Annotated in this window: 12 protein-coding genes, 1 tRNA gene and 2 pseudogenes; 8 read left to right on the forward strand and 7 right to left on the reverse strand. The window is 72.3% G+C overall.

What is annotated here, in order from left to right:
- Positions 1 to 26: 26 nt before the first annotated feature.
- Complete coding sequence (locus MXD60_RS20950) at positions 27 to 824, reverse strand: polysaccharide deacetylase family protein (RefSeq protein WP_248821037.1); 798 nt, start codon at positions 822 to 824, stop codon at positions 27 to 29.
- Between the two features lie 226 nt (positions 825 to 1,050).
- Between MXD60_RS20950 and MXD60_RS20955 the strand changes: the two genes are divergently transcribed.
- Genes MXD60_RS20955 through MXD60_RS20965 form a run of 3 tightly spaced genes read left to right on the forward strand, consistent with a single transcriptional unit; the run spans position 1,051 to position 5,458 of the window.
- A complete protein-coding gene (locus MXD60_RS20955; RefSeq protein WP_248821038.1) occupies positions 1,051 to 2,904 on the forward strand; it encodes a TerD family protein in 1,854 nt (617 codons plus the stop codon).
- A 25-nt stretch (positions 2,905 to 2,929) separates the two neighbouring features.
- The gene (locus tag MXD60_RS20960) at positions 2,930 to 4,597 is read left to right on the forward strand and encodes a phospholipase D family protein (protein WP_248821039.1); all 1,668 of its coding nucleotides are present in this window, start codon (positions 2,930 to 2,932) and stop codon (positions 4,595 to 4,597) included.
- Between the two features lie 33 nt (positions 4,598 to 4,630).
- A complete protein-coding gene (locus tag MXD60_RS20965; RefSeq protein WP_248821040.1) occupies positions 4,631 to 5,458 on the forward strand; it encodes an SGNH/GDSL hydrolase family protein in 828 nt (275 codons plus the stop codon).
- On the opposite strand, the gene MXD60_RS20970 is transcribed toward MXD60_RS20965, so the two are convergent.
- Both MXD60_RS20970 and MXD60_RS20975 read right to left on the reverse strand, forming a co-directional pair.
- On the reverse strand, positions 5,455 to 5,772 hold the full coding sequence (locus tag MXD60_RS20970) for a hypothetical protein (RefSeq protein WP_248821041.1): 318 nt from the start codon (positions 5,770 to 5,772) through the stop codon (positions 5,455 to 5,457). The two genes, MXD60_RS20965 and MXD60_RS20970, sit on opposite strands and share 4 nt — an antisense overlap.
- Positions 5,773 to 5,865: 93 nt before the next feature.
- The gene (locus MXD60_RS20975) at positions 5,866 to 10,098 is read right to left on the reverse strand and encodes an ABC transporter ATP-binding protein (protein ID WP_248821042.1); all 4,233 of its coding nucleotides are present in this window, start codon (positions 10,096 to 10,098) and stop codon (positions 5,866 to 5,868) included.
- A gap of 494 nt (positions 10,099 to 10,592) precedes the next feature.
- On the opposite strand from MXD60_RS20975, the gene MXD60_RS20980 reads away from it, so the two are divergent.
- Positions 10,593 to 10,665 (forward strand) — tRNA-Lys (locus MXD60_RS20980).
- Between the two features lie 88 nt (positions 10,666 to 10,753).
- Here the strand turns inward: MXD60_RS20980 and MXD60_RS20985 are convergent.
- The 3 genes and pseudogenes from MXD60_RS20985 to MXD60_RS20995 form a co-directional block, all read right to left on the reverse strand.
- Complete coding sequence (locus MXD60_RS20985) at positions 10,754 to 10,924, reverse strand: hypothetical protein (RefSeq protein WP_248821048.1); 171 nt, start codon at positions 10,922 to 10,924, stop codon at positions 10,754 to 10,756.
- A gap of 6 nt (positions 10,925 to 10,930) precedes the next feature.
- Positions 10,931 to 11,509, reverse strand: a pseudogene (locus tag MXD60_RS29485) (hypothetical protein); the annotation flags it as partial.
- Between the two features lie 433 nt (positions 11,510 to 11,942).
- Positions 11,943 to 13,145 (reverse strand): cytochrome P450, encoded by a 1,203-nt coding sequence (locus tag MXD60_RS20995; RefSeq protein ID WP_248821043.1) that lies wholly within the window; start codon positions 13,143 to 13,145, stop codon positions 11,943 to 11,945.
- A gap of 94 nt (positions 13,146 to 13,239) precedes the next feature.
- On the opposite strand from MXD60_RS20995, the gene MXD60_RS21000 reads away from it, so the two are divergent.
- Positions 13,240 to 14,064: a TetR/AcrR family transcriptional regulator gene (locus MXD60_RS21000; RefSeq protein WP_248821044.1), complete on the forward strand. Its 825-nt coding sequence runs from the start codon at positions 13,240 to 13,242 to the stop codon at positions 14,062 to 14,064.
- Positions 14,065 to 14,192: 128 nt separating this feature from the next.
- Here the strand turns inward: MXD60_RS21000 and MXD60_RS21005 are convergent, their stop codons facing one another.
- Complete coding sequence (locus MXD60_RS21005; RefSeq protein WP_308222552.1) at positions 14,193 to 14,489, reverse strand: alpha/beta fold hydrolase; 297 nt, start codon at positions 14,487 to 14,489, stop codon at positions 14,193 to 14,195.
- Positions 14,490 to 15,061: 572 nt separating this feature from the next.
- On the opposite strand from MXD60_RS21005, the gene MXD60_RS21010 reads away from it, so the two are divergent.
- From MXD60_RS21010 to MXD60_RS21020, 3 genes and pseudogenes are all read left to right on the forward strand, one after another.
- A complete protein-coding gene (locus MXD60_RS21010; protein ID WP_248821045.1) occupies positions 15,062 to 15,790 on the forward strand; it encodes a hypothetical protein in 729 nt (242 codons plus the stop codon).
- A 337-nt stretch (positions 15,791 to 16,127) separates the two neighbouring features.
- Positions 16,128 to 16,757: a hypothetical protein gene (locus MXD60_RS21015; RefSeq protein WP_248821046.1), complete on the forward strand. Its 630-nt coding sequence runs from the start codon at positions 16,128 to 16,130 to the stop codon at positions 16,755 to 16,757.
- Between the two features lie 625 nt (positions 16,758 to 17,382).
- A pseudogene (locus MXD60_RS21020) lies at positions 17,383 to 18,030 on the forward strand (hypothetical protein); the annotation flags it as partial.

The raw sequence follows: 18,030 nt of genomic DNA on the forward strand, positions 1-18,030 counted from the left end.
GAGACGGAGCAGCCTGGCGGCCCGGCTCAGGCTGACTCCGGGGAGCGGCGCGGCGACGGCGCCAGACCATGCGGCAGACCGTGCTCGGCGAGCGGGCCCAGCCGCAGGCCGGCGTCGTCGCAGCGGGCGGCGAGCTCGGGCAGGGCGCCGAGCGCACTGTGCCACGCGCCGGGCGCGGAGGTGCAGTCGCAGTCGTGCAGCAGCACCGTGGCCCCGCCCCGCAGGTCGGGGGCCAGGGTCGCCAGGACGCTGCGCGGCGTCGCCTCCGCCGTCCAGTCCCGGCCCCAGGCCGACCACAGGACCGGGGTCAGCTCCAGCCCCCGCGCCGCGACCAGCACGCCGGCGGACAGCACGCCGTGCGGCGGGCGCAGGAAGCGGGGGACCTGGCCGGTGCACTGCGCGACCAGGTCACGGGTGCGGGCCAGCTGGTCGTAGGTGGACCGGGGGCCGCGCAGCAGCATCGGCCGGTGGTCCCAGCCGTGCACGGCGAGCTCGTGGCCGGCGGCCACCATCTCGCGGGCCAGCTCCGGCGAGCGTTCCAGCAGGCTGCCGAGCACGAAGAAGGTGGCGTGCACCTCAAGCTCGGCCAGGACATCGAGGAACAGCGGCGTCGAGGCGGGATCAGGCCCGTCGTCGAAGGTGAGCGCGACATGGTCCGCGATACCGATGCCGGCCAGGCCGGGCGCCAGCCGCACCCGCAGTCGGCGCAGGGTGGCCAGGGACGGCAGGCCGTGGACGAGACCGGCCGTCGCCCCCAACGTCACCGCCGCGCCCGCGACGCGACGGCCCGCGACGAACCGGTGTGTCTCGACAGACCGGGCCATGAGAAGACTCTTTCACACCATCCAGCGCCTCCTCACCGACACCCTGTCAGGAGTGGCGGCCGCCTGTCGGGAATGGCAGCCACCCCGTCCGGCGTGGCAGCCCTCACGGCACCGCCGACCAGGGCGGATCTCGCCGGACGACCCGCCGCTTCGGACCGGATCGACATACATTCTCCTGCGAACGGCCGCATCCGCCCCGGCCCTGGCGCAATGACGGAAAGGCCCCATGACCCTGGCACCAGCCCTGCGGAAGGGCGCCAACACGCCTGTTCCCACCGGCGTGCTGCGGGTCGTGGTCGGCTGGACCCCGGGGCGGACGGTGGACGTCTGCGCCGTGCTCCTCACGGAGCTGGACCGGGTCCGCTCGGACGACGACTTCGTGTTCTACAATGCGCCGACGCACCCCTCGGGCGCCGTGTCGCTCGCCGCCTCCGCGCCGGGCTCGGCGGGCGTGGTCGCGACGCTGCCCCGGGTGCCGCCGGAGGTCGCCCGCATCATCGTCGCCGGCTCCCTGGAGGACGGGGCCTTCCCGCTGCTGGCCGACCTGACCGTCACCGTGACCGACGGCGCCGGCCAGGCGGTCGCCCGCTTCGTGCCGGAACCCGACGAGCCGGTCACGGCGCTGGTGTTCGGCGAGGTGTACCGCCGCGGCGGCGGCTGGCGGTTCCGCGCCGTCGGTCAGGGCTGGGAGAGCGGCCTGGCCGGCCTCGCCCGTGGTTTCGGCATCCACATCCAGGACACCGACGACGCCGAACGACGTGACGACGCCACACCAGGCAGGCCGGCCGCGCGCCGTGAGGAGGCCGAGCCTGCGGGCGACCCGCCTGACACGCGGGTGCTGCCCGAGGTCGAACCGGACGAGGCCCGCCCGGCCACCCGGCCGACCCGGGACGCACGCGACGACCCGGCCGCGGACGACGAGCGCACCCTCGACGAAGCGACCGCGCGCCCGTGGATCCGGCCGGACTGGTACGGCGATCCGGTGCGACCGGACCACATGCGCTGGTGGGATGGCCGCAGGTGGCAGGGCGGCCCGGTGCCGATGCACGTCGAGTCGGACGCGACCTGCGGGCGGTGCGGCGCCGAGAAGCGGTGGCGGTTGTTCGGCGGGCCGCCGGTCTGCGAGGCCTGCACCGAGGAGGTCCGTGCGTTCCTGCGGGACTGGCGGGACCGGCTCGGCACGGCGCTGGCCGCGGGCGACGCCGACCCGAACGACGCCAACCCGAACGGCGGCGAACCGAACGAGGCCGGGCCAGGTGGCTTCGAGGTGCGTGCCATCGACCTGGAGCCGTTCTGGGTCGAGCTGCGCTACCAGCGGATCCCGCAGTCGGTCGGCTGGGAGATCGTCCGCTCGGACGGGCTGGCGCACCTGGAACGGCTGACGGCGTTCGCCTTCTCCGACGGGGTGGTCGAGGCCGACGAGGTCGCGCGGATCGAGTCGGTCGCCGACCGGCTGCGCCTCGCCGGGCCCGAGGTGGACGCGCTGCGGGCCCGGCTCGCCCGCGGTCTGGAGCTCAGCCGGATCGGGGCCGGTGAGCTGCCCCGACTGCCGGAGGACGGCCTGCACCTCGAACTCGACGAGATCCTGCACCTTGATGTCCCGGCGACGTTGGTGCGACCGGCGGCGGACGGGCCGCGCCAGACGCCGGGTCGCCTGATCGGCACCAACCGCAAGCTGCGCTTCCTCGGCGAGACCGGACGCGGCACCGAACTCGGCCTGCCGAAGATCGTCGAGGTGGAGGTCCGGGGCGGCGCCGTCGAGATCGCCGCGACGACGGCCCGCGGCTCCGGCGACTACCTGGTCGAGGACCCGGAGTACGTCGCCGCGGTGCTGGTCGGCATCCTGCGGGTGGCCCGCCGGCAGGTGATCGCGCCGGGTAGCCGGGCGAGCCGGGCGATCCCGCAGGCGGTGAAGGCCGAGGTGTGGCGGCGCGACCGCGGCGTGTGCGTGGAGTGCGGCGGCGGCGAGCACCTCGAGTTCGACCACGTGATCCCGTTCAGCCGGGGCGGGGCGTCCAGCGTGAACAACCTGCAGTTGCTGTGTCGAGGGTGCAACCGCGCGAAGGGCGCACGGATCTGACGCGCGAGAGAGGGATCGGGGTTCGATGACAGGCACGGTCGACGAGGCGCCGGACGCGCCGCCGCTCGCGGCACCGCCAGCCGAGGACGGCCTGCTGCGCGCCTGGTTTCTGACCGCCGAGGAACGCGGTAACCCGGACACCGAGCTGGACCGCCGGCACCCGGACGACCGCTCGTGGACGACCGGCAACCTCGTGGTCGCGCTCATCCACGGCCGGGAGTACTTCAGCCGGTTGCTGACGACGGTCGAGAAGCTCGACCGGGGCGATCTGCTGCTGTTCACCGACTGGCGCGGGGATCTCGACCAGCGCCTCGACGGCGCCGGCTCGGAGGTCGGCGAGGTGCTGGGCCGCGCGGCGCGGCGCGGGGTCGTGGTGCGCGGGCTGGTCTGGCGCTCGCATCTGGAGCTGCTGTCGTTCAGCTCGAAGCCCAACCGGCTGCTCGCGGAGCGGCTGACCGAGTCGGGTGCGCAGGTGGTGCTCGACCACCGGGTCCGTCGCAGCGGCAGCCATCACCAGAAGCTGGTGGTGGCGCGGCCGGCCGGCGACCCGTCGGCGGGCGTCGCCTTCGCCGGCGGCATCGATCTCTGCTACAACCGGCGCGACGACGCCGCCCACGCGGGCGATCCGCAGGGTCAGCCGATCGCCGCCGAGTACGGCGACGCCCCGCCCTGGCATGACATCCAGGTCGAGGTGCGGGGCCCGGCCGTCGGCGACCTGGAGCACACGTTCCGCGAGCGGTGGGACGATCCGGCCAGCCTGGACACCCCGAATCCGCTGCGGCGGCTGTTCTACCGGATCCGGCCGGTGGCCACGCGCACGGACCCGCTGCCCGCGGTGCGGGCCGATCCGCCGCCGGTCGGCTCGCACAACGTGCAGATCCTGCGGACCTATCCGCGCCGACTGCGGCCGCCGTACCCGTTCGCCCCGGTCGGGGAGCGGTCGATCGCCCGGGCGTACCAGAAGGTGCTGCGCCGCGCCCGCCGGCTGATCTACCTGGAGGACCAGTACATGTGGTCCACGGAGGTCGCCCGGCTGTTCGCCGACGCACTGCGCCGCGCCCCGGACCTGCATCTGATCATCGTGGTGCCGCGGTACCCGACCCAGGGTGGACCGCTGTCGCTGCCCCCGAACCTGGTGGGCCGGGAGCAGGCCCTGGAGGTCTGCCGGGCCGCCGGCGGCGACCGGGTGGCCGTCTACGACGTGGAGAACCACGCCGGCACCCCCGTCTACGTGCACGCGAAGGCGGTGACGGTGGACGACGTGTGGGCGTCGGTCGGGTCGGACAACCTCAACCGCCGGTCGTGGACGCACGACAGCGAGCTGGCGGTCGCCACGATCGACGACGCGCTGGACCCGCGCGAGCCGCGAGACCTGGGCGGCCTCGGCGACGGCGCCCGGGTGTTCGCCCGGGACCTGCGGCTGCGGCTGTGGCGCGAGCACCTGGACTGGGACGGTCCGGATGACGACCTGCTCGATCCGGCGGCCGGTTTCGCCGCGTTCCGCCGGCGGGCCGAGGATCTCGCCGCCTGGCATGCCGGCGGCCGGGTCGGCGACCGGCCACCCGGCCGGATAGTGCCACACACCCCGACCCGACTCGGCCGTCTGCGCCGCGCGTGGGCCGCGCCTCTTTACCATGCGATCTACGATCCCGACGGACGGCCACGCCGCATGCGTTCCGCCGGCCAGTGGTGACTGTTCGCCGCAGAGAGAGGAAAAGAGAAAAAAGTGCGGATCGGACGATTGGGGCCGATCGGCTGGATGTTCGTGGCCGCGATCGCGCTGGTGCTGGGCGCCCTCGTGATCGACCATGCCTCGCCCGGCCCGCGCACGCGGGTCGCGCTGTGGGGGGACTCGCTGGCGTGGGAATCGGAGGCGTCGTTCGCTCAGACGGTGACGGCCGAGCATCGCGACTCCGCCCCCGCCAAGGTGCTCGTGCGGACCTGGGGCGGCACAGCGCCGTGTGACTGGCTCACCGACATCCGTGACCAGTCCCGGCGCTGGCATCCCACCGTGGCCGCGCTGGCGTTCTCCGGCAACCAGGGCAGCGACTGCATGCGCGGCCGAGATCTGCTCACCGCCTACCGGCAGGACGTGACGGCCGCAGTCGAGCGGCTCACCGCCGCGGGAACGACGGTGCTGCTGGTCGAGGCACCGCCGCGCAGTGACCAGTCGGTCGACGCCGCCGGGCTGACGCCGCTGGACCGGTTGTGGCAGGAGATCGCGGCGGCGCACCCGCACACTCTGGTCGCGCCCGCCGGCCGGGTGGTCAGCGCCGATGGCCGGTTCGCGCCGACGCTGCCGTGCGACCAGGGCGAGACGTGCGGTCCCGGCGGGATGGTGACTATCCGCAGCCCCGACGGGACGCACTTCTGCCCGTACATCGAGCCGCCGATGACGCCGTGCCCGGTGGCGTCGCCCGGCGCCGCCCGCTACGGCGCGGCGATCGCCCGCGAGGCGCTGGCCGCCGCGGACGGCGCCGCGGCGGACACGACACCCGGTGACGAGCGCCGGATCGCCAACGCGGGCGCGGGCGCCGCGCTCCCGGGTGGTTAGGCGACGGGCCGGTGGGCGTTGGCGATGCGCCGGCCGGTGACGGGCCGGCGGTGGATGCCGAGCTCGTCGCGCCAGGAGAGACAGGTCCGGTCCGGCATGCCGATCATCGAGAGCTGGTCGGCGAGGTCGGCGGCGAACGCCTCCACGTCCGCGGGCCGGCGGACGAGCACGGCCAGGCCGTTCTCGTCGACGGCGGCGATGCCGGCACGGTCACTCAGGCCCGCGCCCAACTGGTCGGCGAGCTCCTCCGGCCCGGTGAGCTGGCGGGGCAGTTCCGGCCAGGCGACGTCGACCAGGAGCGTGTCCGCCGGCATGATGGCCTCCTTCGATACGTCCCGATCGTCGCCGCACCGGAACGATGGCGGCGACCGCGCATCGTCGGCCTCCCCCGGCCGTCGAACGCCGAATCATGACACCGCGGAATGCTCCGCGTCCGGCGGCGCGGGCACGGCACCGGTGTCGGGCATCGCACCCGTGTCGGGAATGGCATCTGTGTCGGAAATGGCATCCGTGTCGGGAATGGCATCCGTGCCGGGCGCGGCCGTCGGGTCGGCGCCGGCCGTGAAGGCCGCCCACAGGCGGGCGTAGGCGCCGCCGGCGCGGACGAGCTCGGCGTGGGTGCCCTGCTCGGCGATGCGGCCGTCGGCCATCACCACGACCCGGTCGGCGCGGGCGGCCGTGGTGAGCCGGTGGGCGATGACGATCGTGGTCCGCCGGGTGGTGACCGCCTCCGCGGCGGCCGTCACGGCGGCCTCGGTGGCGAGGTCGAGGGCGGCCGTCGCCTCGTCGAACAGCAGGATGTCCGGGTCGGCGAGTTCCGCGCGGGCGAGTGCGAGCAGTTGGCGCTGGCCGGCGGACAGCCCGCGGCCGCGCTCCCCCACCGCCTGGTCGTACCCGTCGGGGAGGGCCTCGATGAACGCCTCGGCGCCGACCGCGTGGGCGGCGGCGCGCACCTGCTCGTCCGAGGCGTCGGGGCGGGCGTAGGCGATGGCGTCGCGGACCGTGCCGGAGAACACGAACGGCTCCTGCGGGACGACCCCGAGGCGGCGCCGGAAGGCGGACAGGTCGAACTCGCGCACGTCGACGCCGTCGATGCGCACCGCCCCACTGGTCACGTCGTAGTAGCGGGCGATGAGCTTGAGCATCGTCGACTTGCCCGCGCCGGTCTCACCGACGAAGGCCACCGTCTCGCCGGGCGCGATCCGCAGGCTGACGCCGTCCACGGCGTTGCCCGCCGTCCGGGTACCGCCCGCCGGCCCGCCGGCGCCGGGCCGGGCGGCGACCGTGTAGGCGAAGGTCACGTCGTCGAGCACGACCTCACCGGTGAGCCGGCCGACGGCCCGGGGACGCTCGGCCGGCGGGGTGGACGTCGGGGTGCGCAGCAGGTCGGACAGCCGCCGCAGGCCCACCATGGCCTGCTGATAGCCGTCGAACACCTGGGACAGCTGCTGGACGGGTGAGAAGAACAGGTTCACATACAGCAGGAACGCGAGCAGCGCGCCGGCGGAGAGGTCGCCGTGCACCGCGAGGTGGGCGCCGATGCCGAGGACGAGCGCGCCGGCGATCCGGGAGAGGAACTCCACCCCCGGGAAGTAGAACGCGATCATCTGCTGGGCCCGCATCCGGGACCGCCGGTAGGAGTCGGCGAGCGCGCGGAAGCGCTCCTGGTTGACCTCCTCGCGGCCGAACGCCTGCGCGACCCGCAGCCCGGTGAGGTTCTCCTGCAGGGACGCGTTGACGGCGCTGACCCGCTCCCGCGCCTCGGTGTACGCGATCGACGACCGCCGCCGGAAGATCACCGTTGCGACGATCAGTACCGGCAGGACGGCGACGACGACCAGGGCGAGCTCGGCGTCGAGGATCAGCAACGCGATCAGGACGCCGAAGAACGACAGCAGGCTGACGATGGCGGTGGTCAGGCCGGTCTGCAGGAACGTCGACAGGGCGTCGACGTCGGTCGTCATCCGGGTCATGATCCGCCCGGCGAGCTCGCGCTCGTAGTAGTCCAGCCCGAGCCGCTGGAGGTGGGCGAACGTCTTCACCCGCAGCACGTAGAGCAGCCGCTCGCCCATCCGCCCGGTGACCCGGGTCTGGTAGACCTGGGTCACCCAGTCGGCCAGGGTGATCGCGAGGGCGATCCCCGCGGTGCCGAACAGCACCCCCCGGGCGTGGTTGGTCACGCCCGCGTCGACGGCGTGGCGCACCAGGGCCGGCAGGGCGAGCCCCGCGACGGCGTCGAGCGCGACGAGCAGCAGGCCCACGACGAGCGGGACGCGCACCCACGCCAGCAGCCGCCCGAGGGTGAAGCCCGGATCGGGCGCTGCGGCGGCCGCCTGGTCGACGGACGGGTCGTCCTCGGCCGGCGGGAGCGCGTCGACCTTGGCGAGCAGCTCCGGTGTCGCCGGGACGTCCCCGAACGCCCCACCACCGCCGATCGCCCGCCCGCCGGGCCCGCCGAACGCCCGCGCCCCACCACCGACCCCGCCGGAGCCGCCGCCGAATCCACGCCCGCCACCCGTCCCCGCCGCGACGGCGCCGTTGCGGTGTCCGCCCGCAGCAGATCCCTGCCCACCGATCCGGCTCCCGAGGACGGCCGGCACAACCAGCCCTGAGCCAACGGCCGGCCCTGGGACCGCGGCTTCGCTCGCGGCCGACCCGGCCACCTCCGCCTGTGTCACGGCCGCCTGCGGCACGGCCGCCTGCGGCACGGCCGCCTGCGGCACGGCCGCAGCGGTTCCAGCCGCATCGGTCCGGCTGGCGGTGCCGGCGGGATCGGGTGGGGTCTGGTCGGCGAGGGTGTCGCCGGGGCCGGCGAGCAGGGCGCGGAACAGCGGGCTGCGGACGGCCAGTTCGTCCTCGGTGCCGAGGTCGACGATGCGGCCGGCGTCGAGGACCGCGATGCGGTCGGCGAGGTGCAGCGTCGAGCGGCGGTGCGCGATGAGCAGGGTGGTGCGTCCGCGCATGACCTCGGCGAGGGTGGCGTGGATGCGCGCCTCGATGCCGGCGTCGACCGCGGAGGTGGCGTCGTCGAGGATCAGCACTGTCGGGTCGCTCAGCAGCGCGCGGGCGAGCGCGACGCGCTGGCGCTGGCCGCCGGAGAGGGTGAGCCCCTGCTCGCCGACGACCGTGTCGTAGCCGTCGGGCAGGTCGCGGATGAACCCGTCGGCCTGGGCGGCCCGCGCCGCGGCGACGACCTGGTCCTCGGTGGCATCCGGCCGACCGTAGCCGATGTTCGCCCGGACGGTGTCGGAGTACAGGAAGCTGTCCTCGAACACCATCCCGAGCTGCGCGCGCAGCGACCGCAGCGTCAACGTGCGGACGTCGTGGCCGTCGAGGCGGACCGCGCCGGCCTGCGGGTCATAAAAACGCGGCAGCAGCTGGGAGATCGTCGACTTGCCGGAGCCGGACGTGCCCACCAGCGCGACGGTCTCCCCCGGCTCGATCCGCAGGCTGACGTCGCGCAGCACCGGCCGGTCCGGCTGGTAGCCGAAGGTGACGCCGTCCAGCTCGACCAGCCCGCGGGCGGAGTCGAGGGTGACGGCGTCCGGCGGGTCCGTGATCGTCGACCGGGAGTCGATGATCTCGAAGATCCGCACGGTGCTGGCCCTGGCCTGCTGGCCGACGGTGAGCAGACCCGCGAGCGTGCGGGTCGGGCCGATCAGCGCACCGAGGTAGGTGCTGAACGCGAGGAACGTGCCGAGGGTGATCCTGTCCGTGAGCGCCAGCCACCCGCCGAGCGCCAGCACGGCGACCTGCCCGAGGGCCGGCACCGCCTGCATCGCCGCCCCGAACCGGCTGGTGATCCGCACCGCCCGCATCCGCAGCGCGAACAGCACCCGGGCGTGCGCGGACACCCGGTCGAGCTCCCGCGGCTCCTGCCCGAACCCCTTCACCACCCGCACGCCCGCGACGGCCTCCTCGACCGCGCCGGCGACCTCACCCGCCTGCTGCTGCGCCGCCCACGTCGCGGGGAAGACCGTGTGCCGCGCCCGCGCCCCGAGCAGGAACAGCGCCGGCCCCATGGCCAGCGCGATCAACGTCAGGACCGGCGAGAGCCACGCCATCGCGACCAGCGACACGATGAACAGCACCAGGTTGCCGGACACCATCGGCAGATACGACAACAGCCCCTGGATGACCGTGACGTCCGAGATCGCCCGGCTCACCACCTGCCCGGTGGACAGCGCGTCCTGGCGCGCCCCGTCGAGCCGCTCGATCGTGCCGAACACGGCGTCCCGCAGGTCGTACTGGACGTCGAGCGACAGCTTCCCGCCGTAGAAACGCCGCAGGAACGCCGCTCCGAAGATCACCACACCGGACGCGAGCAGCATGATCAGGTACGGCGTGAGCGAATGCCGGTGCGTCACCACGACGTTGTCGATCACCTGCCGCTCCACCAGCGGCACGGCGGCGGTCACCAGCGTCGCGAGCAGCGCGCCCCCGAACGCCAGAACCGTGTTGCGGCGATACACCCACAACTGCCGCCCCAGCCGCCGCACCCACCCGACGGGCTCGGCCACCCTGGTCACCGACTCAGGGCCGGAGGCGGATTCCGGGCCGGCTGCCGGTACCTCCCGGGTGCGGGGCGGACCAGCGATGTGGGGCGCGTCCCGGCGGTCCGTCGGAGCGGGAATGGTCATCCCGCCCTCGGCTGTCGCCCCGACCTGGCGCTGATCCGGCTCACGGGCGGGAGACGGCGGAACCGACGTCCCACTGGTGCGCTGGGACGCCTCAGGCGCGGAGGCGGATGCTTCGGTGCTCGCGGCGGACCTCCTGGTCGACGGTTACGACGGACCGGCCGAGAGGGCACGCGCCCTCCGCTCCGACCGTACGTCCCTCGGCAGCCGCGCACGACCCACTCCGTACCTGTCAGCGCAACATCCCGGCAACCCGTTTGATGCCCGCCCCGCTCCGCCCCAGACCACACCTCGCCCCGCCGCCGACCGCTTCCAGCAAGCGATCATGGTGTTCCGCGGCACCGCCGACCTCCCGCCAGGATGTCCCAGCTCGCCCACCCTCCGCGACCGGGACCAACCTGTCCCGGATGTGCACCCACCCCCCATCCACGCTCCGACGGAGACCTGGTACAGTTCTCGATGTCGACGCGGTAACCGACAGGGAACGCGCAGGCAACGCGCCGTTAGCTCAATTGGCAGAGCAGCGGACTCTTAATCCGCGGGTTCGGGGTTCAAGTCCCTGACGGCGCACCCGCTCCCATCAGCCCATACGGCACGGTCCTGCCGTAGCGCTGATCCTTCTTGGCAGCCACGCTGGCAGCCAGAGGGCACACAGCAGTTATTCGGCCTCTGGCTCCTCCTCCGTTTCTTCCTCTGACTTCGGCTGGGGCTTGTCACTGTTCGTGGTGTCCCACAGCGTCGCTGCCATCCGGTCCGCGGCGTCGGTGGACAGCTCCGGCGCAACGTGGCTGTAGGTGCCGAGCGTCAGGCTGATCTGTGAGTGCCCCATGATCTCCATGACGACCCGCGGGTGGACCTTCTGCGCGAGCAGAAGGCTTGCCATCGTGTGACGCGCGTCGTGCAACCGGGCAGCCCGAACGCCCGCAGCGTCGAGGAGCGCCTTCCAGGCCCGGTGATCGGCACTGGGGTCGATCGGGTGGCCAGTCGGCTGCGTGAACACCAAATCGTGCTCGTTACGCCATGCGCTGCCGGCCGCTTCCGCTTCCTGGCGTTGCGTCGCACGGTGCGCGGGCGAGCCGCGCAGAGCCGGCAGGCCAAGCGGACGGGCCGGTTGGGGATGTTGGTGCGTGGATGGCCGGGGGCGTTGGGGCCGACGGTGCGTAGCGCGGGCAGCGCGCGCTGGAGAGCGAGGACGTTCCTGCCTGTCAGGGTCGCGAGTCGGGGCAGTGCTTCGGGCGGCCAGCCGTCGGTGGTGTCGTCGGCGCGCTGGTAGCGATGGCTGTTGAAGACCCGGAGCAGGCCCGCGCACAACTGCTTCAGGTCCTCGTCCCAGCTGCCCTCGTCGGGCCGAGGCAGCGCCGCGGCCTCGGCCGCGCCCCGCCCCTCGAGCACCAGATCCGCCTTGCCGGGCCACTGTCGATACAGCGTGGTCTTGTGCACGCCGGCGGCGACGGCGGCGGCGGCGGCGACGGCGACGGCGACGGCGACGGCGACGGCGACGGCGACATCATCGATCCGCAGCGCCTCGTACCCCACGTCGGCCAGCAGTTCCCGAACCGTCCTGAACACATCCCGGCGAACCCGTTCGCTGAGACCACGCGGCCGCCCCCGGCCACGCGGAGCCTCGGGGCTCGGCTCGCAGGCCCGGCCGACGTCGGCCTCCGTCATCGTGGCGCCACCTCGGTGCGGCGGTCCGCACACGGCTACCCGCGGGCGCCCTCGAGGCTGTCCTTTCCCGCGGCCCTCCCCGCGCGGTCGGTCGAGCGATGCCGTCGGACGCGCGGACCAGGACACCGCCCGCGACCGCGCTACCGCCGCGGGCCGCTCGAACCCGTCGCGGGCGGAGGTCAGTCGGCCGTGGGCGCTGGCGCGCAGGCGACGACGGCGTGGCGCAGTTCGTAACTCCCCAGGCCGTCGAACCAGGTCAGGTCCGGCGCACGCTCCAGGTGGATGCCGGGCACGGCGAACAACCCGTCCAGAAAGATCCGTGACTCGGCCATCGCGACCTGCGCGCCGGGGCAGCGGTGGCTGCCGTCGCCGAAGCTCAGGAACGAGCCGACCTGCTTCTGCTTCGCCCCCCGGTCCGGGTCGAGCGCGTGCGGGCAGGCACCGACCGCCGCCGGGTCGACGTTGGCCGCGCGGATGTTGATGGCGAGCACGTCGCCCGCGGCCGCGACGGCGCCGGTGAACGCGACGTCACGCTCGGCCCTGCGGTGCAGCATCGCCGCGACGGGCTCCAGGCGCAGGATCTCCTCCAGGATCGCGGTCTGGTCGGCCGCGTCCGCCGCGACGAAACGGGCCCGCAGCGCGTCGTCCTCGAACAGGTGCCAGGCCGCCATCACGATGAACTCACGCGTCGTGACCATGCCGGCTACCGCGTAGGTCATGCACTCCACCAGGATCGCCCGGTCCGGGTAGCTCTCGTCGATCAGGTGCGAGATGACGTCGTCGCGCCGCTCGGCCCGGCGCGCCCTGATCGCCGGACGGACGTCCCGCAGGTAGAACCGCCCCGCGTGGAGCGCGGACACGAGCCCGACACCGAACCGGACGGCCTTGTTCCTGGAACCGACCCGCGTGGCGAACAACGAGGCCTCGATCCGGCCCGCCATCATGGCCTGGTCACTGCCGGTCAGCCCGATGATCTCCGCCGCGACTGCGACGGCGAGTTCGTAGCTGAGCTCGTCGAGACGAGCGGTACCGGTCGCGCGCAGCCGGCCGAGCAGCCGCTCGGTGGTGCGCTCCATGACCAGCCGGTGGTGGGTGTTGATGGCCTTGGGGGTGAAGTAGCGCGCGATCGCGGTCCGCGCCTTCTTGTGCCGCTCGCCGTCGAGGAAGAACACCGGGCAGAACCTGTCCTCCGGGGAGAACCGGTCACCGCTCACGCCAGCCTGCAGCATCTGGCCGCTGCGCAGGACCTCCCGGCCTAAGCCGAAACCACCGACTTCCCTCGCCCCGGGCTCAGGCCGGACGCGCCCGGCGGCGATCTTCGCCGACTTTTGGTCGTCGTGCGTCGGGTCCATCGCGTCCGCGGGGAGCTCCGTTGTCGTCACGATCGTCTCCAGACACCGGTCACCCGGTACATAGCGGACAAGGTGCGTCGAGCGTAAGCCATCTCAAGCAAGATGTCTCGCACGAGATTGCCCCATGCGAGACGCCCCGACGCCGGCGACCCACTCACGCGCCAGCGTGCGCGCGACTAGATTCGTCCCTGCGCTCGCGCCGGCCGCCACCAACGGCCACGCTGACGAGCCACCGGCGACGCGGACGGGAGACCAGGTGGCGGGCTCGACCAACGCGCAGGACCCCGACTCCTCTCGCCGCGCCGCGGCCCGCCCGCCGCGCGCCCGCGTCTACGAGAACTCGCAACGGTCCCGGCAGGCCGCGGCCACCCGGGAGCGGATCCTCACCACGGCGACCCAGCTGGTGCATGACCTCCCGAACTGGGACTGGCGAAGCCTGACCGTCCGCGCGGTCGCCCGCCAGGCCGGCGTGAACGAGAGCACCGTCTACCGCCATTTCGCCACGGAACGGAATCTGCACGACGCCGTCCTGCGCCGGCTCGAGACCGAGGCCGGCGTCGAACTCGCGTCGATGCGCCTGGAGACAATCGGCCACACGATCAGCCAGACCTTCGCCTACCTCAGCAGGTTCCCCATCGAGGCCCGGCCCGTCCACGACCCGACCTTCGCGGCACTCGACCAACGCCGTCGCGACGCACTGCGCGCGGCGGTCAACCAGGCGGCCGAGGACTGGCCCGACGACGAACGCGAGATGGCGACCGCCGCGCTGGACGCCTACTGGAGCGTGCCCACCTTCGAACGCATGGTCACAACCTGGAACCTCGACCCAACGGCCGCGGCGGACGCCGCCACCTGGGTGATAGGCCTCATCGAGACGGCCATCCGCGCCGGCCACCGGCCACCCCGCCACGCGAACGCTCCCGGAAGCGCCACGCCCCCGCCCGACTGACGTCGCCAGCCACCCGGGCGGACCTCAGCACCCCGTCCCCACACCACCGGCCAGGCCTTCACCCGCCGAGACCAGCACCTCTCGTGGGTGCGGGTCGCTGGCGCGCCGATTCTGTCGTACCCGTGCGCTTACATGCGGCTGTCTGACCGGGTGCAGGTCGGACCTTGAGACCGATCGGCGACACGGCACCACTCCCGCTCCTCTGCCGCGCGGCGGGGCCGACTGCCGAGCTCGCTCCACCGCGCGAGGTCCGCGCCCAGCCGACGCGTCCGCTCGGCGTCGTATTCAGCACGAAATCCGTCGCCCGCACCGACTCCGGCGATATGGACGACGCCGGTGACCCGGTCGGGGAAACGCGCGGCATAGCGCAGGGCGAGTTCGGCGCCCCAGGAGTGCCCGACCACACCCCAACGGTCCACGCCCACGGCGGCTCGAGCTCCGCACGGCCGCCGGGGTGCGCCGGGTCGACGTCGATCAGCCGCACCTGGAAGTCCGCCACGGGTGTGCCGGCAACGTCGGCCAGGATGACGGGCAGCCAGGCAGACACCAAGGACGTCACCATACGGTGATCGTCGCCGGTCACCGTCGCGGGTTCAAGGCCTACGAGGCGGCGAGAGCGCGGCAACACCATTCCCACAGCCGGCAACGATCAACAGTCGTGATCCAGGGAACCCAGCTCCATCGCACACGCGACTCCGCCAGTCTCGGGCCCCGAATCCGACATGATCGAGTGACAGTCGCACGATCGGATCAGATGTCGTCCTGCCAGGACAGTAACGCACCCGCCGCCGCTTCTTCGATCAACGCTGCTGTTCTGGTGGCCGGTTGGCGGCGCAGTCCCCCGGCAACCCGGTGAGGCCCCCCGGATTCGATGGAGCCCCTGATACACAACCTCGAACCAGATGCCGGATTCGGCCCGGTTTTTCTGCTGGTGCGCCGCGGCCGGCCGACACCAATCATATAAAGAGTGCATGGATAATTACTCAGGGGCGCGGCGATGAGGCTCTCGAACGTACCGTCCTGGCGGCTGGAGGTGGGCGGGGCACAGGTCCTGGACATGGCCCTGTTCCTGCGAGACGTCGCCCAGCTGATCGTCCCACAGGCCGAGGACGCACCCTCGGGGCAGGTGGCTCGGTCGGCAGGTGATGCTGGCGCCGTCCCCGCATCCGGCCCAGCCGGCTACCCGCTCAACGCGGACGATCGCCGCACAGTCGGCGCGGACTGGCTTCGCTGGTGGCGCGAACTCGTGAGATTCGAGGCCGATCCAGAGCCGACCCATGACCCGGAATCGGTGCCAGAATCAGCAGCCTCCGCCGCGCGGTCTCCTGGAGCCCGGTGGCGGCGCCGGCAGGCCAGGCAGGAGAACGTCTTCGATCCGCCGACGTTCGCCGCACTCGAACCGTGGCCACACCTGCGCCGACTGGCCGCCCTCGGCTTCACGGACGCCCGCGACTGGAGCAACCAGGCCAGCCAGGCCCCCGCAGGGACCAACTCCCCCGCCCTGGTGAGCTGGGACCTGATCAACGAGGTTGTAGCCGCCACCATGAGCGATCATCATCTCGCCCCGGACCAGATACACGGGAAGCTCATTGTTCTGAACGTCACGGACGACTGGTCACATCGCCCGAGGCCCGGCATCGCCCTGTGCTCGCTGTCCGTCGCCCACGATCCAGCCACCGTCAGCACATTGCTGCGTGACACGCTTGCTCCGGGCAACCATCAGTAGCGGCACCTTTTCACTGACGGCCCAGGCGGCGCCAACCCGCCCTGGTACGCCGCTTCGCAAGCAGACTACCGACTCCACCTCTCAGCGGGACGCCCCACCTTCGACGCAGACCCGCCCACCTGCACCGATCGAACAGTCCGACCGACCTACACCCATCCTCCACCTGCAGCCGTCAGTGCGCATTGTCATAGACGGTCGACAGCGAAGCTCCCTGCTGCGGAGACATACGAAAATCGATCCCCACCCAGGGTCTAAATACCCTTTTTGTGCCACGTAGACACCTCTAGCCTCCCCCGCACAGGTCCGAAATGACCAGCATCAGGTGCTACGAAGGGGCTTGACCATCATGAAGTCTGCTCGCAGACTGCTCGGAGGGCTGGCAGTGGCAGCCGCAGCACTGCTCCCGCTCCTGGGCTCCGGAACTGCCGAGGCAGCGCCAGCCAGCGGCAGCTCCGATATGGCGCTCTCTACGATAACCCGCGTCATCAGTGGTCCGGATGCCGACGGAAAAGACCAGGTGGCGCTGTCGTCCGGCCAGACCATAAAACTGCCGGCTACTGCGGTGGCCCAGGCCCAGCGCCTGAGCGGTGGCAGTACCACGCCGGGCGGGGTAACCACACAGAACACCGTGTCGGGAACCTGCGGGAGCTCGTATATTTATCTGTACGAGCGCTCAGATGGGACTCCGGTGAGAATGGTGACCGGATTCAATCTGAGCGGGGGCCGGCGGGCCATCTCGTACGGCTGGGGCGCAGAGATCATCGGACCGAGTGGATCCGGGTACCAGTATGAATACGGTGCCAGCGGATCCCTTGCGTTCCGGACCAGCTGGCAGGGCAGCCACAACAGCGGCAAGGCGTACGCCCGCGGGGATTATTTCGCCTACGTCTTCAGTGATTCCTACGCCCTGCTCGATAATGGTTCGATCTGCACCTCCGAGGAGCCGTCCCAGGAGACATTCCTATAGCAGCAACACCCGCATGCCACGTCCACTCGTCACATCCGGTCCACGCCGCGGGCGGTCGGGGTGAGGTGCCGTACCCCCTCGGGTTCGGCACCTCACCCCAGAAGGACGTGATGATGGGTATGAGAAGATCCAATTGCGTAGCGGTGATCCCGGTGGCGTGGCCGGCGGTCGCCGGCCGGCAGACGTCCACGGACGGCGGTGGTCGAGGGTAGGACCGGCGTCCAGATCTGACGGACGCTGCGCACAGACATGGACGTCAGCGGACGGACCGAACCGACTTTGCAAGGCAGGGGCCGAAGAACGGTCGGGACCGGTGGCAGCCAGCACGGCAGCCAAGCCCACGAACAGCAGTGGACGGCCACGGAACCCAGCGGACGACGCCGAGCAGACGACCAGCACCGGCGCACGGCCACGGACGTTGACAGACGAACCACCGATGATCTCTTAATCCGCGGGTTCGGGGTTCAAGTCCCTGACGGCGCACCCGTACGCAGGTCTCTGACCTGCTGGTTTGCATCAAAGTCATCCTCTCTTTCTCGGTTCTTGATCGTGGTGGGCGACAGGTGGGCGGCGAGGCACCGCGGCTGTGATTTTCTCGGCCACATCCCGGCCCACGGGCCGTGGCATGTGCGTGTACAAGTCGCTCGTCACCCGGGTCGAGCTGTGCCCGTGCCCCTTCGACACGAGCACCAGATCCACGCCCGCGCCGAGCTGGATACTCGCGCTCGAATGCCGAAGGTCGTGGAGCCGACGCCGGGACAGCAGGCGCTCGCCGAGTTCGTCACCGGCCCGTAACGCGAACGGCAACGGCACGGTGAAAGTGAGCATCGCGCCCGAGCTGCGGCGCCGGGCGAACTTCGCGACCGACAACCGTGCCGATCGGCTCCCGGTCCCGGTGGACCGTCCACGTGCCCTCCGGCGCGAAGTGGCGGCGCCCGACGTCCACCGACCACGCGCCCGGCTCGACATCGGCGACGATGCGGGTACACAGACCGACCCGGCGATCGACGAGGCGGCCGAGCAGCTCGCCGGGCTGCGGGTCGACACGGCCGTGGAGCGGCAGCTCTCGGACGTCTCCGCGACGGCGTCCGGCACCGCCCCGGCGCCGGACGAGCCGACCGTCGACCCCAGCACCACCACGGCCCCCGGCCGGCCGCAGATCTCTCGCGGGTGGCCGGGGGCCGTTTCGGCATGCCCGGGTCAGATCGGGCCCTGGCGGCGCTCCCCCGACCGGGGTCAGGCAGGACCAGCAGGCCGCGTCTCCCACCCGGAG

Origin of the sequence: Frankia sp. AgB32 (genome assembly GCF_023243045.1) — a bacterium.
Taxonomy (GTDB): domain Bacteria; phylum Actinomycetota; class Actinomycetes; order Frankiales; family Frankiaceae; genus Frankia.